The sequence below is a fragment of the Paenarthrobacter sp. YJN-5 genome (assembly GCF_015040095.1).
GTDB classification, from domain to species: domain Bacteria; phylum Actinomycetota; class Actinomycetes; order Actinomycetales; family Micrococcaceae; genus Arthrobacter; species Arthrobacter ureafaciens.
The window spans coordinates 1,854,851-1,877,425 of record NZ_CP053544.1 but is presented as its reverse complement, the minus strand read 5'-3'; the positions used below and the strand labels follow the sequence as shown (position 1 = coordinate 1,877,425).

The 22,575-nt window shown below is 66.2% G+C and carries 33 protein-coding genes; 8 read left to right on the top strand and 25 right to left on the bottom strand.

Translation table 11 applies throughout. The features are described from left to right. Positions 1-1,082 precede the first annotated feature (1,082 nt). The 3 genes from HMI59_RS08970 to HMI59_RS08960 form a co-directional block, all read right to left on the bottom strand. Positions 1,083-1,493 (bottom strand): hypothetical protein, encoded by a 411-nt coding sequence (locus tag HMI59_RS08970; RefSeq protein WP_193593406.1) that lies wholly within the window; start codon positions 1,491-1,493, stop codon positions 1,083-1,085. A 146-nt stretch (positions 1,494-1,639) separates the two neighbouring features. After that, the gene (locus HMI59_RS08965; protein ID WP_193593405.1) at positions 1,640-2,488 is read right to left on the bottom strand and encodes a CPBP family intramembrane glutamic endopeptidase; all 849 of its coding nucleotides are present in this window, start codon (positions 2,486-2,488) and stop codon (positions 1,640-1,642) included. A 19-nt stretch (positions 2,489-2,507) separates the two neighbouring features. Beyond that, the gene (locus HMI59_RS08960; RefSeq protein WP_193593404.1) at positions 2,508-4,433 is read right to left on the bottom strand and encodes a DHH family phosphoesterase; all 1,926 of its coding nucleotides are present in this window, start codon (positions 4,431-4,433) and stop codon (positions 2,508-2,510) included. Between the two features lie 207 nt (positions 4,434-4,640). Here HMI59_RS08960 and HMI59_RS08955 point away from each other — a divergent pair, with 207 nt between their 5' ends. Further along, positions 4,641-4,976 carry an Lsr2 family protein gene (locus HMI59_RS08955; RefSeq protein ID WP_193593403.1) on the top strand — a complete coding sequence of 112 codons (336 nt, stop codon included), beginning with the start codon at positions 4,641-4,643 and terminating at the stop codon, positions 4,974-4,976. 123 nt (positions 4,977-5,099) lie between these two features. Here the strand turns inward: HMI59_RS08955 and HMI59_RS08950 are convergent, their stop codons facing one another. Continuing rightward, on the bottom strand, positions 5,100-5,588 hold the full coding sequence (locus HMI59_RS08950; protein ID WP_193593402.1) for an SLOG family protein: 489 nt from the start codon (positions 5,586-5,588) through the stop codon (positions 5,100-5,102). 168 nt (positions 5,589-5,756) lie between these two features. Then, on the bottom strand, positions 5,757-6,089 hold the full coding sequence (locus tag HMI59_RS08945) for a hypothetical protein (RefSeq protein ID WP_193593401.1): 333 nt from the start codon (positions 6,087-6,089) through the stop codon (positions 5,757-5,759). Positions 6,090-8,233: 2,144 nt separating this feature from the next. Here HMI59_RS08945 and HMI59_RS08940 point away from each other — a divergent pair. The 3 genes from HMI59_RS08940 (at position 8,234) to HMI59_RS08930 (ending at position 10,462) form a co-directional block, all read left to right on the top strand. Further along, positions 8,234-8,731 carry a hypothetical protein gene (locus tag HMI59_RS08940; RefSeq protein WP_193593400.1) on the top strand — a complete coding sequence of 166 codons (498 nt, stop codon included), beginning with the start codon at positions 8,234-8,236 and terminating at the stop codon, positions 8,729-8,731. Positions 8,732-8,783: 52 nt separating this feature from the next. Next, positions 8,784-10,097 carry a hypothetical protein gene (locus HMI59_RS08935; RefSeq protein WP_193593399.1) on the top strand — a complete coding sequence of 438 codons (1,314 nt, stop codon included), beginning with the start codon at positions 8,784-8,786 and terminating at the stop codon, positions 10,095-10,097. Positions 10,098-10,183: 86 nt separating this feature from the next. Then, positions 10,184-10,462: a hypothetical protein gene (locus tag HMI59_RS08930; RefSeq protein WP_193593398.1), complete on the top strand. Its 279-nt coding sequence runs from the start codon at positions 10,184-10,186 to the stop codon at positions 10,460-10,462. Positions 10,463-10,567: 105 nt separating this feature from the next. Here the strand turns inward: HMI59_RS08930 and HMI59_RS08925 are convergent, their stop codons facing one another. From HMI59_RS08925 to HMI59_RS08905, 5 genes are all read right to left on the bottom strand, one after another. Continuing rightward, positions 10,568-11,290, bottom strand: a complete 723-nt coding sequence (locus tag HMI59_RS08925; RefSeq protein WP_193593397.1) for an HD domain-containing protein — start codon at positions 11,288-11,290, stop codon at positions 10,568-10,570. A gap of 147 nt (positions 11,291-11,437) precedes the next feature. Further along, positions 11,438-11,692 carry a hypothetical protein gene (locus HMI59_RS08920; RefSeq protein WP_193593396.1) on the bottom strand — a complete coding sequence of 85 codons (255 nt, stop codon included), beginning with the start codon at positions 11,690-11,692 and terminating at the stop codon, positions 11,438-11,440. A gap of 36 nt (positions 11,693-11,728) precedes the next feature. Then, on the bottom strand, positions 11,729-12,109 hold the full coding sequence (locus HMI59_RS08915) for a hypothetical protein (protein WP_193593395.1): 381 nt from the start codon (positions 12,107-12,109) through the stop codon (positions 11,729-11,731). 5 nt (positions 12,110-12,114) lie between these two features. Continuing rightward, positions 12,115-12,444 carry a hypothetical protein gene (locus HMI59_RS08910; RefSeq protein WP_193593394.1) on the bottom strand — a complete coding sequence of 110 codons (330 nt, stop codon included), beginning with the start codon at positions 12,442-12,444 and terminating at the stop codon, positions 12,115-12,117. 67 nt (positions 12,445-12,511) lie between these two features. Further along, positions 12,512-12,751, bottom strand: a complete 240-nt coding sequence (locus tag HMI59_RS08905) for a hypothetical protein (protein WP_193593393.1) — start codon at positions 12,749-12,751, stop codon at positions 12,512-12,514. 252 nt (positions 12,752-13,003) lie between these two features. On the opposite strand from HMI59_RS08905, the gene HMI59_RS08900 reads away from it, so the two are divergent. Continuing rightward, positions 13,004-13,225 (top strand): hypothetical protein, encoded by a 222-nt coding sequence (locus tag HMI59_RS08900; RefSeq protein ID WP_193593392.1) that lies wholly within the window; start codon positions 13,004-13,006, stop codon positions 13,223-13,225. Positions 13,226-13,291: 66 nt separating this feature from the next. On the opposite strand, the gene HMI59_RS08895 is transcribed toward HMI59_RS08900, so the two are convergent. Continuing rightward, entirely contained in the window at positions 13,292-13,885 is a 594-nt protein-coding gene (locus HMI59_RS08895) for a hypothetical protein (RefSeq protein ID WP_193593391.1), read from the bottom strand. Positions 13,886-14,076: 191 nt separating this feature from the next. Here HMI59_RS08895 and HMI59_RS08890 point away from each other — a divergent pair, with 191 nt between their 5' ends. From HMI59_RS08890 to HMI59_RS08880, 3 genes are all read left to right on the top strand, one after another. Then, positions 14,077-14,382 carry a hypothetical protein gene (locus HMI59_RS08890; RefSeq protein WP_193593390.1) on the top strand — a complete coding sequence of 102 codons (306 nt, stop codon included), beginning with the start codon at positions 14,077-14,079 and terminating at the stop codon, positions 14,380-14,382. Then, entirely contained in the window at positions 14,376-14,978 is a 603-nt protein-coding gene (locus tag HMI59_RS08885) for a Fic family protein (protein WP_193593389.1), read from the top strand. Before HMI59_RS08890 ends, HMI59_RS08885 begins: the two co-directional genes overlap by 7 nt. A gap of 87 nt (positions 14,979-15,065) precedes the next feature. Next, a complete protein-coding gene (locus tag HMI59_RS08880; protein ID WP_193593715.1) occupies positions 15,066-16,028 on the top strand; it encodes a DUF4365 domain-containing protein in 963 nt (320 codons plus the stop codon). Between the two features lie 14 nt (positions 16,029-16,042). Here HMI59_RS08880 and HMI59_RS08875 read toward each other — a convergent pair whose 3' ends face one another. The 14 genes from HMI59_RS08875 to HMI59_RS08810 all read right to left on the bottom strand — a co-directional run bounded on the left by HMI59_RS08875 (position 16,043) and on the right by HMI59_RS08810 (position 22,368). Then, on the bottom strand, positions 16,043-16,378 hold the full coding sequence (locus HMI59_RS08875; RefSeq protein WP_193593388.1) for a hypothetical protein: 336 nt from the start codon (positions 16,376-16,378) through the stop codon (positions 16,043-16,045). A gap of 43 nt (positions 16,379-16,421) precedes the next feature. Further along, a complete protein-coding gene (locus HMI59_RS08870; RefSeq protein ID WP_193593387.1) occupies positions 16,422-17,069 on the bottom strand; it encodes a thermonuclease family protein in 648 nt (215 codons plus the stop codon). Beyond that, positions 17,066-17,407: a hypothetical protein gene (locus tag HMI59_RS08865; protein WP_069695067.1), complete on the bottom strand. Its 342-nt coding sequence runs from the start codon at positions 17,405-17,407 to the stop codon at positions 17,066-17,068. Before HMI59_RS08865 ends, HMI59_RS08870 begins: the two co-directional genes overlap by 4 nt. A gap of 17 nt (positions 17,408-17,424) precedes the next feature. Beyond that, entirely contained in the window at positions 17,425-17,733 is a 309-nt protein-coding gene (locus tag HMI59_RS08860) for a hypothetical protein (protein WP_069695068.1), read from the bottom strand. Between the two features lie 334 nt (positions 17,734-18,067). Beyond that, positions 18,068-18,481 (bottom strand): hypothetical protein, encoded by a 414-nt coding sequence (locus tag HMI59_RS08855; protein ID WP_193593386.1) that lies wholly within the window; start codon positions 18,479-18,481, stop codon positions 18,068-18,070. A 68-nt stretch (positions 18,482-18,549) separates the two neighbouring features. Beyond that, the gene (locus HMI59_RS08850; protein ID WP_193593385.1) at positions 18,550-18,759 is read right to left on the bottom strand and encodes a hypothetical protein; all 210 of its coding nucleotides are present in this window, start codon (positions 18,757-18,759) and stop codon (positions 18,550-18,552) included. Next, on the bottom strand, positions 18,756-19,016 hold the full coding sequence (locus tag HMI59_RS08845; protein WP_193593384.1) for a hypothetical protein: 261 nt from the start codon (positions 19,014-19,016) through the stop codon (positions 18,756-18,758). Before HMI59_RS08845 ends, HMI59_RS08850 begins: the two co-directional genes overlap by 4 nt. 171 nt (positions 19,017-19,187) lie before the next feature. Continuing rightward, entirely contained in the window at positions 19,188-19,685 is a 498-nt protein-coding gene (locus HMI59_RS08840) for a single-stranded DNA-binding protein (protein WP_193593383.1), read from the bottom strand. Positions 19,686-19,917: 232 nt separating this feature from the next. Further along, positions 19,918-20,181 carry a hypothetical protein gene (locus tag HMI59_RS08835; protein WP_193593382.1) on the bottom strand — a complete coding sequence of 88 codons (264 nt, stop codon included), beginning with the start codon at positions 20,179-20,181 and terminating at the stop codon, positions 19,918-19,920. Positions 20,182-20,199: 18 nt separating this feature from the next. Then, positions 20,200-20,439, bottom strand: coding sequence for a hypothetical protein (locus tag HMI59_RS08830; protein ID WP_193593381.1), 240 nt, complete (start codon positions 20,437-20,439; stop codon positions 20,200-20,202). Further along, positions 20,439-20,759, bottom strand: coding sequence for a hypothetical protein (locus HMI59_RS08825; protein ID WP_193593380.1), 321 nt, complete (start codon positions 20,757-20,759; stop codon positions 20,439-20,441). Before HMI59_RS08825 ends, HMI59_RS08830 begins: the two co-directional genes overlap by 1 nt. 198 nt (positions 20,760-20,957) lie before the next feature. Next, positions 20,958-21,245 carry a hypothetical protein gene (locus HMI59_RS08820; protein WP_193593379.1) on the bottom strand — a complete coding sequence of 96 codons (288 nt, stop codon included), beginning with the start codon at positions 21,243-21,245 and terminating at the stop codon, positions 20,958-20,960. An 86-nt stretch (positions 21,246-21,331) separates the two neighbouring features. Continuing rightward, positions 21,332-21,697, bottom strand: coding sequence for a hypothetical protein (locus HMI59_RS08815; RefSeq protein ID WP_193593378.1), 366 nt, complete (start codon positions 21,695-21,697; stop codon positions 21,332-21,334). A gap of 20 nt (positions 21,698-21,717) precedes the next feature. Further along, positions 21,718-22,368 (bottom strand): homing endonuclease associated repeat-containing protein, encoded by a 651-nt coding sequence (locus HMI59_RS08810; protein WP_193593377.1) that lies wholly within the window; start codon positions 22,366-22,368, stop codon positions 21,718-21,720. Positions 22,369-22,575: the final 207 nt, after the last annotated feature.

Here is a 22,575-nt window from a genome sequence, read left to right as displayed (position 1 = left end):
GCAACGAGTCGACTGATAGTTGACTCATGGTCCAACAGAGGTCCCGGGTTGCACCCGGTCGGGGCTCGGAGGGGTCGCGCGCGAGGCCTGGAGGCCACAGCGACACGACGAGAGCGTGCGGTCTGGAATGAGAAACAGCGGTTCCGGGGGCGTATGCCCCACGGAGCCGCTGGCTTCTCGTGCTCGAGCACTCCCCCGCGGGCGGCGTGAGCCGCCCGACCATTTGGTCGGGGTTCGGGGAGTTCTTCCGACCGGCCGGCCGGGAACCTCCAGGGCTGGTATCCGGCTGCCACAGAGAGCCGGTATACCCCCTATGGGTACTGGAAGATGTACCACTTGAGGTGGTACACCTGTTTCCCCTGGTCAGGCGGGGATTTCAGGACTTCTCCAAACGGGGTGTACCACGTGGAGATTTGCACGTGGTACAGGCGTTTGCCCTGGTCAGACGGGCTTTATATACCCCCTGTACCACTTGTACCACTAAACAAAGAGTAGATATATGTGCGTGGGGATAAGAGCTCTTACCGGCTGGACGACCGGTCGGAAGGCGTCCTTCGCGCACATATGTAAACGCCCGGAATCTGGTGGTACTCGTGGTACATCGGCCGGAAACGCTGATCTACCAGGGAAAAGCGGCGTACCACGTCCGCTCGGGCACGTGGTACCCCTTCCCTGGCCAGGGTCGCCCGACAGGCCGTTTGAGCAGGCCAGCACTGGGATCGGGAGGTGTACCACGACACGTGGTACACCTCGGAGCTGCGTCCTCCCGCGTCGCCGGGCATCAGGTCCTGACGGCCCTGACGGGAGCGATCGCGATGGGCCTGACGTCCTGGCAGTCCGGGCTTTCGAGTGATTCGAGACAGATCTATGAATGGATGCTGGAATGCCGCGTCGATTGCATTGCACATGATGAATCGACACTGATAGAGTGGGCATTGGTGTTAGGGCCAGGAACCGTCACCAGGTGTTGTTGTCACAGGAACGTGAAAACAGAAAGGCCGGAGAGGCATCCCCGTGGGAAGGGAGCTCTCCGGCCTTTCTGCGCGTTCACGCTGGTGCGAGGCCCAGGGTGCGCCGGCCGCCTAGAAGACGGCCGCGCTGCGGCCTCGCCGGTATCCCGCATTGGGGGACTCGGGTATGTGGGCACGGACCCGGTGGCCGTCCTCGACGGCGTACAGGATCTCGTAGGTGATGGAGACGTTGCGGTTGCAGGGCATCGCACCCTGCCTCCGGCGCATCTCGAGCTTGCGGAAGCCGGCGACGGACTCGGCGCGTTCGAAGAAGCGGGCGAGCATCTCGCGGGCGCGTTCGTGCGCCTGCTCCGCCGTGCGGCCGCTGGTGCTCATGGTGAAGAAGTGCATGGACCCTCGATCGAAGGTCGGCCTCTCACCGGTGTCGAAGTCGCTGGCGAACCGCGCGCGGCGGACTTCGCTGCCGCTGGGGCGCACGAGCCGGCCTTGCGCGTCATACGCGCACTTGTTGACGACTGCCATTGTGGATCCTCCTCCTCTCAGGTCTGGCTGATGAAAATCCTTCAGCCAATCCCCCGGTGACCGGATCACCCCGGTCACCCGAGAGCAGGCCCTCCGGAGCGACCGTCGGCCCACGGCCGAGAGGTCGCCCCCGGAGGGCACCAACGTCAGTCCTGCACATTGAGCCCGGCCGCTATGCGGCCTGTGGCTCGCTTTCCCTGCCTTCTTCCCCGCCGGCCTCCCTGTCGTCTTGTGCAGGCCCGGGCGCGGGTGCCCATGCGGTACACCGCCAGGGCGCACGCGAGGAACGCCGCGGTCATCAGCAGCGCTGAGACGGGGTTCGCCAGTGCGCCCAGCAGTTGGGCGGGGACAAGGACGGCCGCGAGGTTGAAGGCCAGGTGGAGCAGCACACACGGCCACAGGACGCGGGTGCGTTCGTAGACCAGCGCCAGCAGCACCGCCAGGGGCAGCGTGGCAGCAAACTGGACGACGTTGGCGTGCAGCAGGCTGAAGCCCGCGGCGGTGACGAGCACGGCCGCGACGATGCCGACCCTGCGCCGCAGCAGCGGGTAAAGCAGGCCGCGGAAAAGCATCTCCTCGGCCACCGGCGCTGCCACCAGTGCGAGCAGGAGGGCCACGACGGGACCGGCGTCTGTCCTGGCTCGGGTCGATTCATCGAATCCCGCCGAGCCGCCCAGGGTATAGAGCCACAGGGCCAGGGACTGGCCGGCGAAGAACGCCAGAGCCAGGCACCCAAGCACCGTTCGGGTAAAGCGCGGTGTTCCTGACATCGGTCGGACCGTTGGCGTGTTGGCGAACCACCGGGGCCGGAAGAGCCTGGCAGCGCCGACGAGCAGCGCCACCAGCCCTCCGAGCACCGCCGTGCCCAGGACGGGCTCGCCGACCACGGAAACTACGGCAAGGCCAAGTCCCAGGTTGGCGGCGAGCACGCCGAGGGGCACGAGGACACACCACGCGATGGAGACGAGCCGGGACTTGATGGGTGGAGCGGGCATCCCCGCCTCCTTTCCGTGGTCAGACAGACGCGGGGATCTGCTCTTCGATGACGGCCTGGACGCGGGTCTCGCCGCGGAAGGTGTTTAGCTGCAGCTTCGCGATGAAACGCAGCGTTCCGACCTCGGTGCGGCTGGCCGACCGCGTCAGAGCCGAAATCTCCGGTTCCTTCTCCTCGGCGACGTTCCACCACAGGCAGGACAGCCCGGACCTGGTGACCAGCCGCAGGTGCTTCTTGCACAGGCGGCACACGCGGTAGCCGCGGGCGTTGGTCATCAGGTTGGCGTCGGTGCGCTCATGGCCGCAGTCAGTATCGGAGCCGATCCGGTCCACCCGCAGCCCGAGGGGCTCGACGGCGATTTCGACCACCGGTTCGACGAAGCCGTGGCCGAAGGGCCGCAGCGCTTCCACACGCCGGACGAAGCCGACCAGAGGCTCGAGGTCGTCCAGGCCAGCATCGCAGTCCCGGTCCGGGCCCAGGACCAGGTCGGCCCGGCGATCATCCTGGACGGCAGCCAGCAGGGCAACCTGTGTGGCCTCCCGCAAGGCTTCGACCAGACCGTCGAGCAGTTCCGCCCGGTCGACCTTGACGCCGCAGGCCTGCTGGTGGCCGATGGCGCGCATGCCGTCTTGGTGCTCGAGCGTGTCGATGATGCCGAACCACGACGGTGCCCGGCCGGAGCCGCCGACGTAGTCATCCGGCCCGGCGGGACGGTTGAGCACGACGACCGGGTGGCCGTGGCGCTCCATCAGCCGGTTGGCGAGCAGACCGTACATGCCCGGGTAGGCCTCGGAGAAGTAGACCCAGGGGGCCAGCGGCTGATCACCCTCCTCGAGCTCCTGGGTGTGGACCTCGACAAGCTCCTTGCGGCTCTCGTTGGTCGCGATGACCTGGTGTGCCGCCTCGAGCATCAAGTCCTGGTCAGGCGCGGTGAACACGCCGAAGCACGGTGCGAGCGGGTCGCCCGTGCGGCGCGGGGAGTTCATCGCCGGCGCGAGGTAGAACCCGTAGAAGCCCTCGTCGATGCTGTCGATGTCGCGGACCTTGCCTGCCTGGCCGAAGGCCTTCAGCAGGACCGCGAAGCCCTCGAAGGCCCGGACGAAGGCCGGGTGGTGCGGGTCTACGCGCAGCAGCTGCATCAGAGTCGACTGTCCGACGTCGATTGCCTCGGGGTCCGGGTCGAAGCCCCAAGGGGTCGGGACCGTGCGCGGTGCGGGCGCGTACAGCAGCCGTGCGATGGACAGCGAGTCGCGCACCAGCTGCCGGTTCTCGTACAGCACGGGCATGACGTCGGAGACGGTGCCCAGGCCGGCGAACAGGCGCAGCAGGCGGATCTCCCAGAGCTTCACCGGCCGGTGGACGCGGGCATAGGCCTCCAACACCTGGTAGAGCACGTGCGCGCCGCAGATGCCGGTGTTGGCGTAGGTCTCGTCCATCCGGCAGGGGTCGACGGTGACGTCGGCGCTCGAACCGGGTTCGAGTTCCTCGTGGTGGTCGGTGACCAGGGTCTTCCATCCCAGGGCCCGGGCGGCGGCGATCCCGCGGTGGGAGTTCACTCCCCCGTCGCAGGTCAGCAGGACCTTGGTGTCCGGCCACGTCGCGGCGATCTCTGCGATGTCTTCGGGCGTGAGGTCGTGGCCTCGGCGGTAGTCGGGCAGGTGCAGCTCGACGTCGAAGCCGAGCTCTGAGAGTCCGGCGTAGCCGAGCACACCGGAGGAGATCCCGTCCATGTCGAAGTCGGGGGCGATGGTGACCTTGTGGCCGGCGGCCCGGGCGTCTTCCAGGGCCTCGACCATCTCGGCCAGGCCCAGGAGCTCGTCGTGTTCAGCTGATTCGATCTCGCGGAGGTACTCGTCGGTCCAGCCGCGGCGCTGGCACATCAGGGCGAACAGGTCGACGCCGTCGTCCGTCAGTGGATGGTCGTCGACGGTCTGGAGAATGGTCATGGTGGGGGGCCTCTCGATCGTGTCGAATGGTCGGTTTACAGGGGTGGAGAAAGGCACTCGCTGGCAGTGTGATTTTAGCAGTGTGGCAGGTGGATTATGCTGGTATTGCAGTGTTTTCGGCCTATGATGAAGGCATTCGAAAGATCTGTCGTTCTGGCGTGCCCAAAGACTTCTCTAAGGTGGTTCGGATCGTCTACCATTCAAGACATGGCTATTCGAAATATTGTGGAGTCGGACATCAGTGGCAAGCCGGATGCTGCCACAGTCACCTTCGGACTGGGCGACACCTGGTTCGAGATAGACCTGACCGACGAAGAGCGCAAAGAGCTTGAGAAGAATCTCAAGGAATACATCAGTAAGGGTCGAAAGGCCACTAAGAAGGGCGAGAAGAAGCGACTCGTGCCCGAGACGACGCCCGAGGAACGCGAGGAGATCCGTAAGTGGGCGCGCGAGAACGGTCATGAAGTGCCCGAGTTTGGTCGCATTCCGAAAGCTGTCATGAAGGCCTACGACGAGGCACACGGCATCGAGCGGACTCTCTAGTCCACCTTTTCCGCAGTCTTTCGGGCCATACCGGAGAGACCTCCGGCCACCTAATCGCATCAAGGATCAACAGCCCTGCAGCACCAGCTGCAGGGCTGTTGTCATGTCCGGGCCGGGCACCTGTCAGAACGGCGGCAGGCGCGGGTGGATGACGTCCTCGACCTCGATGCCTGCAGCCAGGGCGCGGGAGCGGGCGTGCACGGTGCCATGTGAGAAGTGCCCCGGCGTTCGGGGCATCAGCTGCTGCTGGCCGGTGCGCTGATCGCACTTGCTGCACAGGTCCAGGAAGGTGGCGACGCGGACCTGCGCTCCCCCGGCGCGCATGGCGACGAGGGCATCGACCATCCGTTGGTTCCGGGTGAAGCCCGCCGCCCTGGGCTCAGCGCTCCAGTCGGCCGGGAACTCAATTACTTCGAAGCCGGCAGCCCGCCACAGCCGCTCGGCCATGGCGTCAGCACCCTTGGGACAGTGCCCTGACAGGAGCACGGGTCGGGCGACCGCAGACGGTCCCCAGGCTCTCCAGGCCTCGTTCAAAGCCGCCTTCATGGCCTCCGCGGCGTCCCAGGTTCGGGAACCGGTCACGAGCAGGGCATGGCTGAATCCACTGGTCATCGTGATGCCTCCCGGCTGGTCATCTTGGTCATCGGCATAGATCCCGCCGAGGCGACCGCGGTGGCAGTCCGGATTGTGATACTCGTCTGTCGCTGCATCATTCGCGCCCTCTTTCGCCGCAATGTTTTCCGGAATGATTCCCGGTGTTCCTTCTCACTCGGCAGGTCACTACGCGGCAGCTGCCGACGCCTGGGCACCGTTGACCCTGGCAACGCCGCGTTCGTAATGGATTGCCACCCGGACCTTCCGGTCCTCGCTGAGCGGTGCGACGTGAAGGGTGTATCCACCGTCCATGTCGCGCTCGAGGTAGGCGACGCAGACCGTGCCGCTCTCTTCATCGTCGAAGTCGACCTTGCCAAAGCTCTCCGCCGGAGTCGCCGCAGTGACTCGCTCTCCGTAGGGGATCCACGGCTTGGCCTCGCACCTGGCTCCGGTGTCGTAGGGCGAGAGCTGCGGCTGTGGCCGGCGTGCGGACCTGGATGCCTTCCGGGCGTGTGTCATGACGATGCCTCTTCTGTTTCTCGGGATGCAGGTGTCGGGCATCGAGTGCAGGTCTCGCCAGGGGTCCGCGGAGACTCGATGTACGGTCCAGCTCCCGTGCCAGCTCCGCTGGCCTGACGGCCCACTGGTGAACCGTGTCGGGAACTGCTCCGACTGGGCCGCGCAGCGGGCCGGCCGACGGGCCGTCCTCCTCGGACAAACCTGGTGCGCAGCGCCAGGTGATCCACCGCCTGGCTGCACCCTTTGCCGCGTCGTCCACCTGTGGACAAATGCGGCGGGGCAGGCGGGGGCGTCCTCCACTCAAGCGCAGCGCTGGGCATAGCCGGAGGGAGCGCAGCGACTGACGGACCGGCGAGCGAAGCGAGCGGTGGAACCTGTCGGCTATGCCGACCAACAGCGTCTCGAAGCGCAGCGAGAGACCAGAGCGAAGCGGAGGGTCCGCAGGACCGCTGTTGCCAGGTTCCCTTATGCCCTTTTCCTCTCTTGCCGCCATTTCGCCGTTCCACGGCTGGAGCGTTAGCGGAAGCCTGGAATATCAGGGGAAACGGCCTGTACACCCTTGACCCGTACACCCCCTCTCCATCCGCGCAGCGGGTGTACGGGTCATGTCGTTTTTGCTGGTTTTACGGGCTTTTGGGCGTACAGCCCTTTCGCCGTCCGCGGCAACGCCGTACGGGTGCATCTTCCGCACCACCGCGAGGCACGAGCGGTACCCGTACGGGTCCTCACACGTAGCGTCAGCGACGTCGGGTGCAGCCCGGTCCGCACCCCGCGGTGCATCCTGCTGCCGCAGGCGCATCAGACCAGGCGCGCAGCGGTTCACCACTCCCCGCGACCTGTCGCGTCAGTCTGTGGAAAACTCTGCTGTCACAGCACTGCACTGATCTGTCGGTGCGCTCGTCGCACCGGTGTGCGGGGGCTCACTCCGGCTCTGTTTCACGGTCGCGCCAGCACCTGTCGCACCGCGTCCGAGGCGGGCCCACACCTCTTCCTTACCGGGGTCCGTTCCGGGCCGGCCGCCTGCCCCTCCTGGTGGCTGCTGCACCCCTGGATGAGCGACAGCGAGTCCTCGACGGCCACCGCCCGGCCTGTCCCTCGTGGACGCATCAGAAGAGGAGCTTTCCCGGGAAGCATGAAGCCTCCCTGGATCCAACGGAGCCCCCGCTTCCACAGCGTCACCGAGCCGCCCGGGTTTCCCACCAGGTGCAGCTTCCTGGAGAGGCTCACGGGTTCTCACCTTCTGGACCCCCACCGCCCGTGAGACTCGGAAGGAAGCGGAGTTTGTACCGTTTCGCTCCATGCGGGGCCCTACTACCCGGTTCGCCTTTTCCCTCTGCTCTCTCTGCGGCCCCCGGGCGGGTCGGTGACGCCACAGGCGCAATCACAGCTGCTCCAATGTGTATCGACAGCTCCCCAGGTTGCTCCGCCGGCGCTCCAGGGCTGTTTCAGGGTGTCGCCGGCGGGTGTTCCACGCATTGATTTGACCCGCATCGCTGGATCCTTTCTGGTCCCGTAGTGGACAGATCGTTGCCCCGGCATGGCCAGACAGGGACACAGACCAGACCCACACAAGACCCGAGAGAGTCCAGAAAGGCCATTCAGACGCCATTGAGTGCCGGATGGCGCTCCTCGGGGCCGCTTCGGGCGCACTGTTGGTCTCACGATGGTCTCTTACAGGTCTGCTCTGGTCCGGCTCGCCAGGGTGGACTGTTGTTGGTCTTTTCGAGGGCGCTTCTGTGCTTCGTGTGGGACCACCGAGCGCCCTCCAATGTGCCGTGGCCTGATCGAGGTCTTCTGCTGGTCCGCAGCGGACCGCGTGCCGGTCCCGGGTAAGCCCTTGATGAGTCCAGTGCCTTCTGGTTCCCCGGCTGACCCGTGGCCTTCTGTGGGTCCTGCCGGCGGCTCCCACGGGTCCCGCCGCGGCCAGGGGTCGCTCACGGTGATGCAGGTCTGATCTGTTGGTGGCCTTTTGCTGATCTCGGCGTGGTCCTTGCAGAGACCATTGAAAGACCAGTAGAATGACGACTGATAAATGAGTCGAAAGGTCCCCGACTGGCAGTAGCGCCTCGCGGACCGTGCATGAGAGGGGGCCGTGATGACCGAGGCAATGTCCATCAGCACGAGGGCGCAAGGGGGTGCCCGCGATGACCGATAAGGCCGAGCCGCGCCGTCTGCGCTGGAGCGTCCCGCGGGCCGATGAGTCGACGAACCGGTGGCTGGACGAGCAGTACGACATCTCGCGCTCGCTCCAGCTGTTGATCCGCGAGTCCATCCAGCGCGACGGCTACATCGACGTGGTCAACCGGCCCGTCGAACAGCTTCCCCGCCGCGGTCGTCCTCCGGGCGACGCCCTCGAGCAGAGCCGGCCGCCGCAGGGTGAGCAGGACCCCGGGCGCAGCGAGGCCCATGAAGGAGAGGAACGCGGCGATGACGGCCGTGACGGGAGTGAAAGCCAGCGCAAGAGTCGCGAAAGCCGGGACGAGGCTGCTGTGCCTGTTGCTGTTCCTTCAGAGCCCGTGCAGCGCGTCGGGGCCGCCCAGGCTGTTCAGCCGCCGCCCGTGCCTCCTGTCCGCGAGCCCCGTCCCGTTCCCGCCGAGGAGCCTTCTGTCCCTTCGGGGTTGGATGCCTTCCTCACCCGCTGATCCGCACCGCACTTCCTGAGACACCGACTTCCTGACCGAGAGGGACACAACCATGAGCAACACCCGCACCGCCGAGAAGATCATCCAGCTCACCGGCGGCATCGACGTCGGCAACGGATACGTCAAGGGCGTCATCCGCGGCGAGGTCCACGGCAAGGAGGCCTTCGACACGATCGACCTTCCTTCGGCCGTGGTGAGCACCTCGCGCTCCACGCCCAAGGTGCCCGAGGCTGACTCGGATGCCTTCAAGATCGTGGTGGAGGACGACTTCTACAACCGCGTCGCCGCCTCGTTCACCACTCCCCTGATCGGGCACTCGGACCTGCGCACCTTCGGCCGGGCGGCACTGAGTACCCCGGGGTCGAAGTTCACGCAGTTCGAGGTCGTCGGATCCCGCTCGAAGGCCGACCAGGAACTGAGCTCGGTGCTCGTCCTTGGCGTCTTCGCCGCCAAGGCCCTGCGCGACTATGTCCGCGAGCACGGCGCGCTGCCGGACCGCGAGCTGCGCGCCACGGTGCGCGCGGGCCTGGCTCTGCCGATTGCCGAGTACGTACAGCGCCGCAGCGCCTACGCTGCGCAGTTCGTGGGACTCCTGGGCGCGGCTGACCCCACGGTGCACCTGGTGACCGTGAAGAACTTCTCCACGCCGGTCACCGTACGCCTGCAGTTCGAGGATGTGCAGGTCCTGCCCGAGGGTGCGTCCGCGCAGTTCGCGATCACCGACAAGGGCGCGCCGCTGGCGCAGGCTCTGCTGGACGATCTTCGGGCCTCCGACCCTGAGGAGGCCGCGCGCCTGCATGGTGTCACCGCCGAGCTGCTGGTCGGTGTGCGCAACACCGTCGGCGTCGACGTCGGCGAGGGCACCGTGAACTTCCCCGTCTTCACCGACGGCGCGTTCAACTCCGAAGCGGCCAGCACGCTGGACCAGGGCTTCGGCACTGCGCTGACGAACGCGCTGGACCGCATGAGCACCAGCGGAGACAAGGACCTGCGGTTCAAGAACCGCAAGGCGCTGGCCGACTTCCTGCAGCAGGAGCCCAGCGTATTCCTCCAGGGTAGGTTTGACCGCGCCAAGGGCTACGTCGACGAGGAGGCCGAGTACCTGGCCGAGGAGATCGGCGCACGCTTCGAGGACGTCCTCGCTGAGGTCGGCGGAACCACCGAGGTGGTGTACGTCTACGGCGGCGGTTCGGGCCCGGTCAAGGAGATCCTGCGCCCGGTCCTGCAGAAGGCCGCCGGCGGGATCCCGGTGCTGTACCTCGACGCTGCGTACTCCCGACATCTGAACCGCGAGGGCCTGTACCTGGCGGCGAAGGCCGTCGAGGTCCAGAAGCCCGAGGGCAAGCGCAGCAAGGCGGCGGCGTGACGATCGTGCACCCGTAGCTAGGTCCCGCGAGGACTGCGGACCGGCCAGCAACAGACCATCAACAGACCCGAGGAGGCGTCAGCACCATGACTGACCACGACGAGCCCAACGACGAGCCCAACGACGAGCCCAACGACGAGCCCAACGACGAGCCCAACGACGGACCCCAGAAGGACCCGAGCGAGACCCGTGAGAAGCCTTCGGGTATCGTCGCACGGCTCCAGCATCTCTACGAGGACCGACCTGTGGTCTTCGCCGTGCTCGTGATGGTGGTTTCCGGGCTGATGTTCCTGCTCGGCGGAGTGCTCACCGGAGCCGTGGATCTCATCGGCATCTCATTGCTGCCGATGGACAACATGCCGTAGCGCCCGGCAGGTACAGCGCGGGCGAAAAAAGAGACCTCCCCGGCGGCAGCTGGTGCTGCCCCGGGGAGGCCTTTGCTGTGCTGGTGATCCAGGTCAACAGGATGGTCAGTCAATGCCATGCTCGGCCGACAGGGCTGCGAGATCGTGGCTGAGATCTTCCATCGCGGCGATGGCGGACATGGTGCACTGCTGGGTCGCAGGGCAGCAAAGCGAGCTGCGCAGGCCCTTTGCGACGATCTCGACGGCAGGCATGTATTTGAAGAGCATTCGGTACATGCGCGAGTCCTGGCCGTGGCCAAGCTGGTGGCGGATGGAACCGGCGTTGTCCTTCAGGTCGCTGGCCTTGATGAGCAGCGCCCGGGAGCCGGAGCTGGCCAGCACAGCGAGGTGCTCCTCGTAGGAGGTGCTCCCGCCGGGATTGGTCATCGCTGCGACCAGCAGTGCGACGCGCCGGCCGTACAGCCGCGTCAGGCAATCCAGTGGGTTCTCTCCAGGCTGGCCGAACGCCGCAAGCAGTCCTTCGCTGCAGTCCTCGACGACATCGTGCAGCAGCGCCGCGGCAATGAGCTCAGCGTCGGTGACACCCCAGCGCAGGAGCCGCAGCGCCACGCGCAGCGGATGCTCGATGTACGGCACACGCGGCAGGTCTCCCCTGACGAAGCGGGTCTGATCGCGGTGCAGGAAAGAGGCCGTCGCAGCTGCGCCGGTGACAAGTTCCGTGTTCGCGGTGCCGGGCATCAGGCGTTGGATCTCCCGCTCGAGTTCGAACACGAGCAGTGCGGAGTCCATCTGCTTGAGCGGGATGCGCGTGGTGGGCAGGGTGGTCATGGCTCTTCCTTTGTTCGGGATGGTTCTCTTGCTGTTGGAAAACACCAGGCGCTGCCCCGCAGCGCTGATCCGTCTGCGCTGCAAAGAGCGAGCCCCGTCCCCCGCGCCGGAGCGCAGGAGCCGGGGCTCTGTGGAGTGACAACCTGGTCAGTTGGGCCGCGCACTGTTCCGGCTGCGCAACCGCGCAGCCCGGGCCTTCAGGCCGAGCCAGCCAGCAGCCCAGACGGCACCGGACAGGGCCACGAGCACCACGCTCGCTGTCCAGTGGCCGGTCCAGGCGCTGGCTGCGATCGCGGGCAGCAGGGCGAGGACGTTCAGCACGGTTCCCGTGACGAGGAGCGTCCTGCCGACATTCCGGAGGATCCGCTTGCGCCGACCGGTGGTCTGCACCGTGTCAGGCATGGTGGTTCACGCTCCTTCGTCGTGGGGTGTGTTCTCTCAGAGCTCGATCCGCTTGCCGCGGGCGAGCTCGGCAGCGGGGATGCTCAGCCGGGAGCCGCCGACCGGGTAGCTGGGGTGGTCGCTGGCGACGACCGCGCAGTTCCACCAACCGGCGTGGCGCTTGCGAGGACGGGGTTCTTCCTTGCCTTCGGTCCGCGCTTCGCCGCGATATTCGATGGGCACCACGACGACACGGTGGCCGGAACCGCGCTCGGTGGCGTGCCAGGGCAGCTCGATGAGCAGGTCCTGGGGCCACTGCTCGATGGTGACCGGCAGCTTGGACAGTTCGTGGTTGGCCGAGCCTTCGGGCGACTGCGCGAGGCGCTGTGCTTCCTGCTCGGCGGTCTCGAAGAATCCGATTTTCTCGAGAAAGGACATGGTGATCAGTGCTCCTGGTTCATGGGCTGGGAAGTCGACGGGTCAGCCTCAACGCTGGATTCGCCGCGGACGAGATCAGCCAGCGCTTGGGCGTAGGCGTCCTTGGCGCGTTCAACGGCGGCTTGCTCGTAGAGTGAGTGGATCTTCTCGCCGGCGGCGATGCGGTCCTCGACCTCGTCCATTGCCATGACGGCGGCCGCGAGCTGGACCCGGGCCTGAGCCTCGGCGCGCCGCAGCTCTGGATGGAAGGCCTTGCTTGTGGCGAGCCGGTGGACGGCGGAAACGCGTTGCGCTTCAGCGTCGAGGTCGGGCTCGGAAGTGATGGCAGTGGACACGGTGATCCCCTCCTGTTTGATGAAGTCGTTTGTTCGATGCCGGACCTGGATCAGCTGCGCTGGTTCCTCAGCTCTCAGCCAGACGGCGGGAGGCAGCCTGGAAGTCCGCGAAAGTAGTCCCGCTGTGTTCTGCCTGGGTGCCGTCCGCCGTGAACGCCGTGCCGCACCATCCGGTGAAGTAGCGCTGGCACAGCTCGCGGTCGGCCTGGCGGGCCTGTTCGTCGTAGACGGGCGCGCTGACGACCAGCACATCAGAGCCGAAGTCGAACGGCAGCGCGTCCTGCACGGGTACGGCGATGGTGCTCATGGCGGTTCTCCTCGGAATCCTGTGGGGGCGCGGCGCTGCACTGCAGGCCGCCCTTCGTCGATGACTCCTCCGTGACAGCTCCGCTGTCACCTCCACCGGCTGCACCTGAGAATCGAAGATGTAGAAGAACAACAAGAAGCTTCCAACCCCGCGCCGGCACAGTGCAGGTGATCCGCAGCATCGGCACACTCCCGTTACGCACCCTGGGATAGGCTTTCGGCGGAGTTCAAAATTCAAAAAAGGGAGAGATTCGTGGCGGGAAGCGCGGTCTATGGCGAGGGCTACCACGCAGGCAAGCAGGATGCCCGTACAGAGGACCTGATCGCCGCAGGGGTCTTGGCGGCTGCAGGTCTGGTCATCGCCGGCGGCGTCAAGGTCTACCGGAAAGTCAAAGAGGCCCACGCAACCCGGCTGGAACAGCGGATGAAGGACATCGACGACGGCGGCAGCCCTGAAGATTCCGGCGAGCAGTAAGCCACGGACGCAGAAAAAAAGAGACCCCACCGTCCGGAGCACACGCTCCGGACGGTGGGGTCTTCTTCACGCGAACGTCCTGTCTGCAGCGAAGTGCTCGTGCACGGCGTCGCGAGCGGCGGGGTACTCGTCGTGGGGATCCGGGTAAGCAGCATAGAACCGGGCAGCAGTGGTGATGCCCTGGAATCGGAGCAGTTCCAGCAGGTCCGGCAAGTCCTGTGCACGGCCGGAGAACTCGGCAGTGTCGGCTGCGATGATCTTGGCCCGGGTCAGTGTGGGAACACTGGCCAGCTGCATCTCGATGCACTCGTACGCTGTGTCGTCCGCGATCCAGCATGCCTGGTACATCGACGCGACCAGCTCAGCGTCGTCGCCATCCATCACGTTGTCGTTGTTGATCCAATCGCGCTCCAGGTTCAGCTCTTCGGCGACCTCGTGAATCGCTGCCAGAACCTCCGGGGCGAAGTCGGGGGTGACAGAGTCGATGTCGACGGTGAACGCCCGGTCCGCAGCACGGATGCCGTACTTCATGAGCGCGAAGCCGCCGATGGCGCGGATCAGTACCGGGGCCTTCAGCCCCAGGCGCTTCAGCTTGCCGTCGAGCACCTCGAGGGCCCGCTCCAGCTGGGCCAGGCTGCACTTGTGGTCGTCGTTGCTCATCGTGCTGCTCCTTCTGGTCGGGAAGGAGCGCGAACCGTCCTTCGGGGCCAGATCCGGATCGGCTGTGCCGATCTGAGGAGCCGCCATCAGGAGCGCTAGGAAACACACCAACCCGGCACCAGGGGCTCTCCCCGTGCCGGGTTGGCTATACAGACGTAAACTGTGAACAGTGAGCGGCGGAAGGAGGCGGGATGAAGAAGGTCAAGTACACTGAGGGACTGGTTAAGCGGACGGCGATGGCTAAGACCGAACGTCTCGGCTCCTTGTCCGTATCCTTTGAGTTACAGCCGGAAATGAAGCCGATCACGGTTGACCATCGGGTCATCGCCGAGCAGGTGGCCGCCTCTATGGCTATCGAGGACCGGGCCGTGCAGTCCGAGGACATCGTCGTGAAGTCCACACAAGAGTCGCGAAAAGCCGTCGCAGAGGTGCTTGCGATCAGGCTGCGGGACAGGGACCGCCGCTGGCCGCCGGACGATGCAGCGGCGGCGTGGTGAGCCCGGGCTACGACAGCACACCGGTTGACCCGGAAGACGCGACGGCATTCGTCGACGGAGTGTCCTTCGACACGAAACTGCAGGTATACGAGGCCGAGGCCAACGCCATCTCCGCAGTGCAGGTTGAGTTCATGTCCGCCATCGGTGAAGGGGAAATCACCGCATTCGACCTCGCCAGGAACGGTGTCCTCGAGTCCCTCCATGAAAACTGCTACTCCCCCATCTGGAAGTGGGCGGGAAAGATCAGGACCAGGGAGGTCACCATCGGCGTGCCCCCCGAGCAGATCCGGGAGCAACTGGCGGCGGAGGTCGGAAATATCGGATTCTGGGTAGAGCGGGATGAGATGGATCCGGCTTGGGTGGCGATGACCGCGCACCACCGGCTCGTCAGGGTGCACCCATTCGTGGATGGAAACGGGAGAATCACCCGCTTGTTCGCCGATCTGCTGCTTTTCAGCCTCACCTTGCGCTACACCTTCGACTGGCAGCCGGCCCTGGAGTCGCACCGGTATTTCGAGGGGTTGCGGGAAGCGGACCTAAGTCTGGACGTTGGCATGCTCCTCGGCGCTGTCGGGCTCATCGATCACGAAGATTAGGCATCCGGGCACGGCAGAGAAAGACAATTACCGCTGAACACGGCGGAAGGTCACGTCTGGCTTGCAGTGCGGCAAGATAGATCCGTGATGCGCCGTAAACCTAGTGCCAAAGTCGGCAGTGAAGGCCTGACCCACACACGCCTTGCCATCGAAGATGAGCTCGGATGGCTTTTTCGCGATCAGCCTAGCGAAGACTACGGTATCGATGCTCACGCGGAGATCGTGGAGGGTGAGGATGTCCGTGGTCGGCTCCTGGCTCTCCAGATCAAGGGGGGCAAAAGCTGGTTCAGCGAACCTGGTCCCGAAGGCTGGTGGTTTCGGCCTGATGCGGCCCATGTGCGCTACTGGACGAACCACTCGCTGCCAGTAGTTGTCGTCCTCTACCACCCTGAGACCAAGCAATGCCACTGGCAGCTAGTCAATCGCGAGACGCTCGTCGAAACGTCGACCGGTGGATGGAAGCTGCTCGTGCCAGCTGCGCACTTGCTTGATGAGACAGCCCAAACTCCGCTCAAGGATGCCGCGGAGGGCGACCCCTATGTCCTCCGAATCCGCGAACTCCAGCTGGCGAGACCCTGGATGGAGATGCTCGCAGGCGGTACGCGGCTTCTTGTCGATATGGAGGAATGGATTAACAAGTCTTCAGGCCGTGGTTCGATCTCGATTGGTATCGATCATGAGGACGGCCATGATCCAGAGGAACTTGTCACCTGGCAGTTCTTCGTGGGGCCGACAAGTTACGCCGATGCGGTAGCGAAGCTGTTTGCCTGGGCCGACCTCGATGTCCACGAAGAAACCTATGACGATGCGGAGTATGACCAGTACGAGGCGGAGTGCTCGATTTGGGATGAGGGTGATCAATTCTTCACCGAGTCGTTTGATGACTGGAGGCGCGAGCGCATTGCAAACGGGATCCGTCCTTATAAGAATGCCGAAGGTGAAGTTGACTGCTTCCGCCTCGAACTGACCCTCAACGATCTGGGCAAGGCCTTCTTGGTGGTAGACAAGTTCGCCACCGAGGGTGATCGGCAGCTTACAGGCGACCAATAGCACGGATGTGTTGGTCAGGCCCGTTCGATGCGCGTGGATCCGGACCCGTCCTGCAGGCCGGTGGCGCAGTCGTACCAGAAGCCGTTGGGCAGCCGGACCAGCGTGTGCGCCTCGCGTCCCGGCCAGTTGCCGGCGGCTGCGATCGCGGGCACCGCGCGGCGGTCCACTACGCTGCTCATCCCCAGCTCCTCCACGACCTGCGGGTCGCGGACGTACTTCGTGGTGGACCCGTTGCGGGGATCGCACGGGACCTGCTTCATCCAGGCGGGGTGGTCGAGGACCCTTTTGACGAGGACCTTGTCGCCGACCTGGAGCTCTTCCAGTTCAGTGGGTGCTGCGGGGATGGGCATGTGGTTCTCCTGGTGTGTCGTCGGTGGGAGCGCACGTCTTCTCTCAGCCACGGCCTATGGACGGGCACTGGGAGTGCGCACCGGCGTGCAGGGCTGTGGCCTTCTCGGCTGCCGTGCGGTACTCGGGGGTCCGCTGGGGCTCCGGCTCGCCCTTGGGGAACCAGGGCATGGCGTAGCCGTCGGTGACCTGCTGGCGTGCGGCGTCGTTGTCGGCCGGTGTGATGACGTAGGCGAGCGACCGCCCGTAGCGGTCGGTTCTGTCGGACTTCGGGTCGAACTGGACGGTTACCGGCAGACCCTCGGGCAGAATGCCGCCAAGATGATCAGTGGCCGCCTTCGCGCCGCACTCGGGCCCGGTGTCCTTGCGGTAGTTCATCTCCGGCGCGTCGATGCCCAGGAGCCTGACCGTGTGCTCAGGGACGTCGCCGCGAGTGTCGGTCACCTTGAGCACGCCGTCGACCGGCTGCACGGCGACGGTGTCGCCGTCGATGACGCGGATGACCTTGGTCCCGACGGCCGCCGGCTGGCCGGATGACACCTGCGCCGGTTCCTGGGCTGCTGCAGTGCTGGTGGACGGAGTGCCCGGGATGCCGGGGGCCATCGGCAGGTCTTCGCAGCCGGTCAGCGTGACGATACAGAGCACGGCGGCGATGAGGCCGCCGAAGAGGGGTCGGATCATGGTGCACTTCATGGTTGGGTTCCTTGCTGGAGTAGTCGTCGGGCGCTCTCAGGTGCCCGCGGCGACGGATCCGGAGTCGATGGGTTCGACGACGAAGATCCGTCGGGCCCGCCGGTGAGCTCAGCAGCGAGCCGGGTCAGGGACTGGGCGTGGTCGAGCCTGGTGTCGGCCCAGGTGCGCCGGCCCTTGTCAAAGTGCTCGGCGGCTTTCTCGGTCTCGCGTTCGGCACCGAGTGAGGCGATGTGTGCGAGCTTGCGGCGCACGTCCGGGCTGAGCTCGAGGATGACCGCGCTGCGCCGCTCGTGGGTCATGCCGAGCAGCATGCCGTTGCTGATGGGTCCGGTGTACATGGCTGTTTCCTTGGTGGTCAGGGCTGTTTCGGTCCGCGGGCGACGAGCACCAGGCGCGAGCCGCGGACGAGGTGGGCGTCCCCGCCGGTGGTGAGGACGTGGACGGTGCTGCCCACCGAGGGCCGCACCTGCTCGACGACGGCGGTACCTCCGTCGAGATCAGGGTTCAGGTCGCGCAGTGCGACCCGGTCGCCCCGGCGAAGCATCCGGGCACTCTTGCCGCCGAGGATGCGGTGGCGCTCGGTCGAGGGGAAGAGGGTCTCCTGGACGGCAGGACCGCTGTCCTTGGTGATGTCGAGGAAGGCGGGGGTGATGGTGTCAGTCATGGCGGTGCCCTTCTGGGTGGTGCAGTTGGCGGATCGGCAAGGGCCTGTGCGGCCCGGGATCTGTGGCGCTCACGGGGTTCGAACCCGTGACCTCTCGTGCGTCGCCGTGCCCGTGCCGCCCGGAGGCGGACCATCGAACGTGGCCTGTTGCCTGGGTCTGCCCGACCAGGGATTGAGCCCGCTCGCCCGAAGGGCGACGCAGGCAGCGCGGAATCGAACCGCGGGCAGTCAGAACGCCGAGTGCTCTGCCGCTGAGCTAGAGCGCCGGAGCCGGATTGGTTCCTTGCGGGACCCGGCGTGGTAAAGAGGAAGAACAGGAAGAAGATCCAGAGCCTCAGCGGATCTCGATGTAGCCGCACTCCGGGCAGGTGTGGGTGCAGGCGCAGCCGCGCCGGCGGGTCCGCTCGCGGGCCTTGGCGGGGGCGTCGGACTCCATTGGCGCGCCGTCGTTGGGGCAGCTGATACCGGGCATGGCGGACCTCCAGTGAAGGGCGGGCAGGACGGGGACGTTGTCCTTCGTCGTCAGATCCGGATCGGCTGTGCCGATCCCCTCCACCCCGGCCAGGAGCGAAGCCGGAGAAGAAAAGACAGCGCCCCGCCACGCCGCTGCTGCCTGGAAGGCAGGGCAGGGCGCGCGGGGCGCTGGTGGGGGCCGGAGCCACGGAGGTCTCCAGGGACGCGCTGCGGGGATCAGCCGCAGTGCTGGGGAATCGAACCCGTTCCGTGGTCGGTCCGTGCAGTTGTCCACTGGCGCACGTTGATGATCAACCAGGGTGTGCTGCGGGATCGAACCGCTCTGCACGGAAGCATGTGGAATCAGGGCAACTTCAGAAGTGAGCGGTACTGGAAGTAGGCGATGGCAGCGGACTCGCCGAGGAAGTAGTGCACCTCTTCCACCGACATCCCGGTGGAGTCGAAGTCGACGATCTGGGGATACGTCTCGGCGAGGATCCGCGCTGCTGCGGGGAGCTCAGCCGCTGGCGGCACGACACTGACGTGCTTGAGCACGTCGTGGACGGCGGTCATGGCTCGTCCACGTCCATCCGGCCACTGATGGTGCGGAAGCGCTCGGCGGGGCGGGCGTCGCCGTGGTCGGCGACGAAGACCTGGCTGGCGTGCAGGCGCAGCTTCTGGATGACGGCGGTGACGACGTCGTCGACCATGGCCTCGACATCCGGTCCGGGGTGGTCGGTGATCACCGAGCCGACGACGTCGGTGAGCCCTGCGTGCAGGGCCTGGTCGTAATCGGTGGCCTTGACGGTCGTGTCGGCGACGATCTGCATGGCGGAACTCCTTCTCTCGGCTGATGATGTGGGGGGCAGGGCAGGACGGCGGCCAGCGAAAGCAGTCCCCGTCCGAGCAGCGCGAGGCTCGGACGGGGACCGCCGGCGTGTGTGACCCGCCTATTCGGTTGTTATTCAGTTGTGGGTTGTGCCGGGTGCGGGGCGCGCTTCTCAGGAGAAGGGCAGCTCCTCGCTGTGCACGGCGCTGGCGACGGCCGGCTGCGGTGCGGCAGAGGCGGCCACGGGGGCTGGAGCCGGAGACGGCTGGGCCTGCAGGGCCTGGTTCTGCGCCTCGGCGGCAGCCACGCGCTCGTTCACGCGGGCTTGGGTCACCGAGCGGGGCTCGAGGAACGTGATGTCCTCGACGACTGCCTTGAGTTCGAAGACCTCGACGCCGTTCTTCGTGTAGCGGTCCTGGCGCAGCTTGAGGTTCACGGCCACCAGGTCGCCTTTGTGGATGCTCGCGAACGGGCCGATGCCGTTGGTGGTTGCGCGAACGAAGGCCTCGACCGGCACGGCGTCAGCGCCGCGGTTGCCCTGGCTGTCGGTGTAGTTGTGGTCGGCCATCAGGGTGAAAGCGACCTTCTTGGAGCCGTCCTGGTTGTTGAAGACGACCGGGTCCTTGGTCAGGCGGCCGATGACGGTGGCGGAGTTGCGGGGGTTCGACATGAGTGTTTCTCCTCGTTGTGCACGAAACGCGCGGGCAGTGTCCCTGCTCCGCGCGTGATGGTGAGTTGAAGTGTTCGGTTGTCTCTCAGACCCCCATCCGGATCAGCTGTGCTGATCAGACGATGATCTTTCGAATTAAGACTCGGATCAGCTGTGCTGATCGAGCGCTCCTCAGTGCTCCTTTCGGATCAACTGCGTTGATCCCGGAGACCCTTGCACCACGGGTCCCGCATCAGCTGCGCTGATCGAGCCCGGTACGCCCGGTCCCCGGCCAGCCCGGTGCTGCCTCCAGATTCCAGAGTTCAGCCTCGATCTGATCGGCCGAGGCCACATCTCCGCTTTCGCAGGCCCGCCGGTAGTCCTGCTCCAGGTACGCGATGTGACCGTCCCGGTTCGGGAACCGCCGCCGGAGGAGCGACCAGCCCAGCCACGCGAGGCAGAGCATGAAGGCAAGAGTGGTGATGAGGATTCCGGCGCTCTCGATGACGTTGTCCATGGCATTCCTCCTGCCTGCTCAGACCCGCAGCCGCCCGCGGACCAGGTCCACGAGCGTCGGGTCGGGTGTATGCCCCTGGGCCTGCTGCAGCTGCAGCCAGGCGAGGACGTTCTGCGTGTCCTGGGCTTCAAGCTGGCGGCGCTCGACCTCCAGCTGTTCTTCGCCCAGGGCGAGCAGCCGGCGCTGGAGATGTTCGATCTGCTCGAGGTGTCCGGTGGTCTCCTTCAGGAAAACCAGAGCCTGCGTGTCCGTGGTCATCAGAGCGTCACCTCGACTTCGTGGGCGATGGAGGCGAACGGCCCCACGGCGACGGAACGAACGATGCGCACGAACCCCGCCACCTGCAGGCGCTCGGCCAGACCGGCATGCTCCGACCAGTCCTTGACGAACAACCGCCCCGGCCCGGTTGTCAGGCCGTAGGCCTCGAGGTTCACTGAGATCCGCTCGGGTCCTTCGTCGGTCAGGAGCACGAGCGTGCGCTGTGCGTCGTCGTGGTGCAGTGTGCCCGTGAGTTCGATGACGCCGAAGTCGACGGCGACGTTGTCCCTGCTGGTGGGCACTGCGGTGGTCCGGTCCATGGTTCTTCTCGCTTTCGATACCTGCAGGCGCAGGTGAATGGTTGTTGACCCCGGGCCGCCGTGGCTTCGTTGCCGGTGTGGCAGGAACGGGACGTCCGGCGCTTCTCGCGACGGTCCGGGGCTGTTCGTGGTGCGGCGCTGGGCCGCAAGGGGTCCCGACTCAGCCCCGCAGAAGGCCAGGGGCCGGAAGGGGTCTGGTCAGAGTCCCCGCTGGGCCCAGTCGTAGACCTCGGCGGGACCGCGACGGGACCTCGCGGAGCCCTGACCCTGCCCCTGGATGAGACGAAGGGTCGGGCGGGCGGTGGGTACAGGAATGGGAACGAGTGGGCTGCTTGCCTCCTCGGCCTGCTGCTGCTGTGCTGCCGCCTTGTCTTTATGTCTGCGCCGAAGCGCAGCCTCGGCCTCGGCGTAGAGCCAGATGAGCCCGAGCACAAAAACGAAGAGCAGCACCACGAGGGCCCAGCTCTGCAGTGGTGTCATGGGCATGAGCGGGACGCTCCTTCGTTGGTCGATGGTTCAGTCGATGAATCCCCCGGCGCAGCTGCGCTGCGTCGCTGCATCCCTGCCCCGGGTCAGGCGGCCCGGCGGGCAACGGTGTGCCCACAGGCGAGGTAGGCGATGTCGTAGAGCGGGGTCGGGCCCCAGGCGGCCTTCCAGTCCTCGGGCAGCGGCAGCGGCTCCGTCGTGCGCCGGACGACGTCCTGCGGCATGCCAGGGATGCCGCCCTCGACGTCGGGCACCGGATCGTCCTCGGGGGTGCAGCCGCCGCACCATTCCTGTTCGGGCATGAGCGCAGCGGCGGCCTGCAGGTGGATTTGCTGTGCGATGGCGTCCGACGGCGGTGCGTCGTCGATGACGCCATGGAGGGGGCGGGCGATGGTCATGATGGAGTCCTTTGGTCTGTATGCGGTCAGTGGGATGAGCGGGATGGCAGCCACCCGCGCCAGGGCCGCCGGGCTCAGCCCACGGCGAGCTGCGTGACCCGCGACCAGCTGCCCATCCGGAACCGGATGGTGGCCGCCGGCGGGACATGGGTCCGGCAGATGCCGTCGGTGCCGCCGGTGCGCCAGGCCTCGTAGGCAAGCACGGCGATGGAGCCGGTCTTGATCCAGCACTCGCGCAGGGCGTCGAGGATCATCTCCTCGGTCCACTTCGTCGTCGCGCCCTGGAAGTGCAGCGGCTGCTCGGTGGTATTCAGGCCCGCCCTCTCCAGGGCTGCATTCCAGGAGCCGAACCGGCGCTCCAGCAGCGGCGCGGACGGTTCGTCGTCGTGTCTGCGGCGGATGTAGTCGTTGCGCGGGAGGCTGTCCCTGTCCGCGGCGCAGCGCAGGAGCGCGTCGACCATCTGCTGTTCGGTGTAGGTCCGGACAGGCCCTTGGACGGCTCCGGCCGGCTCTGCGGGGTCGAATGCCATGCAGGCGTAGCAGTTTCCGGCCAGCGCGTGGGAAATTGTGTGCTCCGAGATCCAGTGATCGTCCGTGTGCGGATCCGGGTTCTCGCACTGCACGCCGCCGCTGTCGTGGTGCTGGCACGGCAGGTGCTCCTGCACCTGCGGGTCCGCGATCTGGCAGCGCGATATCAGGTCCGTCGGCACAGGCGTCCGGGGCATTGGCGGTCCCTCTCTCTCGGGTCGGCGTAGTCCGGGCGCGGCATGCCGTCCCGACCCGGCCCACCCAGGGACCGGGTGACGCGCTCGGGACGCGTCGAGCACCCGGCCGGATCAACTCCGTTGATCCCTCCCAGCCCAGATGACCACTGGCGATACCAGGCACCGCCAGAGCCTGGCACAGACCTTCTGTCAGTCGTCTTTTGTGTC

Bases quoted from the DNA above. Each gene is read 5' to 3' on its own strand.
- HMI59_RS08970 (WP_193593406.1), bottom strand. From the start codon at position 1,493: ATGGCAGTCGTCAACAAGTGCGCGTATGACGCGCAAGGCCGGCTCGTG.
- HMI59_RS08965 (WP_193593405.1), bottom strand. From the start codon at position 2,488: ATGCCCGCTCCACCCATCAAGTCCCGGCTCGTCTCCATCGCGTGGTGT.
- HMI59_RS08960 (WP_193593404.1), bottom strand. From the start codon at position 4,433: ATGACCATTCTCCAGACCGTCGACGACCATCCACTGACGGACGACGGC.
- HMI59_RS08955 (WP_193593403.1), top strand. From the start codon at position 4,641: ATGGCTATTCGAAATATTGTGGAGTCGGACATCAGTGGCAAGCCGGAT.
- HMI59_RS08950 (WP_193593402.1), bottom strand. From the start codon at position 5,588: ATGACCAGTGGATTCAGCCATGCCCTGCTCGTGACCGGTTCCCGAACC.
- HMI59_RS08945 (WP_193593401.1), bottom strand. From the start codon at position 6,089: ATGACACACGCCCGGAAGGCATCCAGGTCCGCACGCCGGCCACAGCCG.
- HMI59_RS08940 (WP_193593400.1), top strand. From the start codon at position 8,234: ATGACCGATAAGGCCGAGCCGCGCCGTCTGCGCTGGAGCGTCCCGCGG.
- HMI59_RS08935 (WP_193593399.1), top strand. From the start codon at position 8,784: ATGAGCAACACCCGCACCGCCGAGAAGATCATCCAGCTCACCGGCGGC.
- HMI59_RS08930 (WP_193593398.1), top strand. From the start codon at position 10,184: ATGACTGACCACGACGAGCCCAACGACGAGCCCAACGACGAGCCCAAC.
- HMI59_RS08925 (WP_193593397.1), bottom strand. From the start codon at position 11,290: ATGACCACCCTGCCCACCACGCGCATCCCGCTCAAGCAGATGGACTCC.
- HMI59_RS08920 (WP_193593396.1), bottom strand. From the start codon at position 11,692: ATGCCTGACACGGTGCAGACCACCGGTCGGCGCAAGCGGATCCTCCGG.
- HMI59_RS08915 (WP_193593395.1), bottom strand. From the start codon at position 12,109: ATGTCCTTTCTCGAGAAAATCGGATTCTTCGAGACCGCCGAGCAGGAA.
- HMI59_RS08905 (WP_193593393.1), bottom strand. From the start codon at position 12,751: ATGAGCACCATCGCCGTACCCGTGCAGGACGCGCTGCCGTTCGACTTC.
- HMI59_RS08895 (WP_193593391.1), bottom strand. From the start codon at position 13,885: ATGAGCAACGACGACCACAAGTGCAGCCTGGCCCAGCTGGAGCGGGCC.
- HMI59_RS08890 (WP_193593390.1), top strand. From the start codon at position 14,077: ATGAAGAAGGTCAAGTACACTGAGGGACTGGTTAAGCGGACGGCGATG.
- HMI59_RS08880 (WP_193593715.1), top strand. From the start codon at position 15,066: ATGCGCCGTAAACCTAGTGCCAAAGTCGGCAGTGAAGGCCTGACCCAC.
- HMI59_RS08875 (WP_193593388.1), bottom strand. From the start codon at position 16,378: ATGCCCATCCCCGCAGCACCCACTGAACTGGAAGAGCTCCAGGTCGGC.
- HMI59_RS08870 (WP_193593387.1), bottom strand. From the start codon at position 17,069: ATGAAGTGCACCATGATCCGACCCCTCTTCGGCGGCCTCATCGCCGCC.
- HMI59_RS08865 (WP_069695067.1), bottom strand. From the start codon at position 17,407: ATGTACACCGGACCCATCAGCAACGGCATGCTGCTCGGCATGACCCAC.
- HMI59_RS08860 (WP_069695068.1), bottom strand. From the start codon at position 17,733: ATGACTGACACCATCACCCCCGCCTTCCTCGACATCACCAAGGACAGC.
- HMI59_RS08850 (WP_193593385.1), bottom strand. From the start codon at position 18,759: ATGACCGCCGTCCACGACGTGCTCAAGCACGTCAGTGTCGTGCCGCCA.
- HMI59_RS08845 (WP_193593384.1), bottom strand. From the start codon at position 19,016: ATGCAGATCGTCGCCGACACGACCGTCAAGGCCACCGATTACGACCAG.
- HMI59_RS08840 (WP_193593383.1), bottom strand. From the start codon at position 19,685: ATGTCGAACCCCCGCAACTCCGCCACCGTCATCGGCCGCCTGACCAAG.
- HMI59_RS08835 (WP_193593382.1), bottom strand. From the start codon at position 20,181: ATGGACAACGTCATCGAGAGCGCCGGAATCCTCATCACCACTCTTGCC.
- HMI59_RS08830 (WP_193593381.1), bottom strand. From the start codon at position 20,439: ATGACCACGGACACGCAGGCTCTGGTTTTCCTGAAGGAGACCACCGGA.
- HMI59_RS08825 (WP_193593380.1), bottom strand. From the start codon at position 20,759: ATGGACCGGACCACCGCAGTGCCCACCAGCAGGGACAACGTCGCCGTC.
- HMI59_RS08820 (WP_193593379.1), bottom strand. From the start codon at position 21,245: ATGCCCATGACACCACTGCAGAGCTGGGCCCTCGTGGTGCTGCTCTTC.
- HMI59_RS08810 (WP_193593377.1), bottom strand. From the start codon at position 22,368: ATGCCCCGGACGCCTGTGCCGACGGACCTGATATCGCGCTGCCAGATC.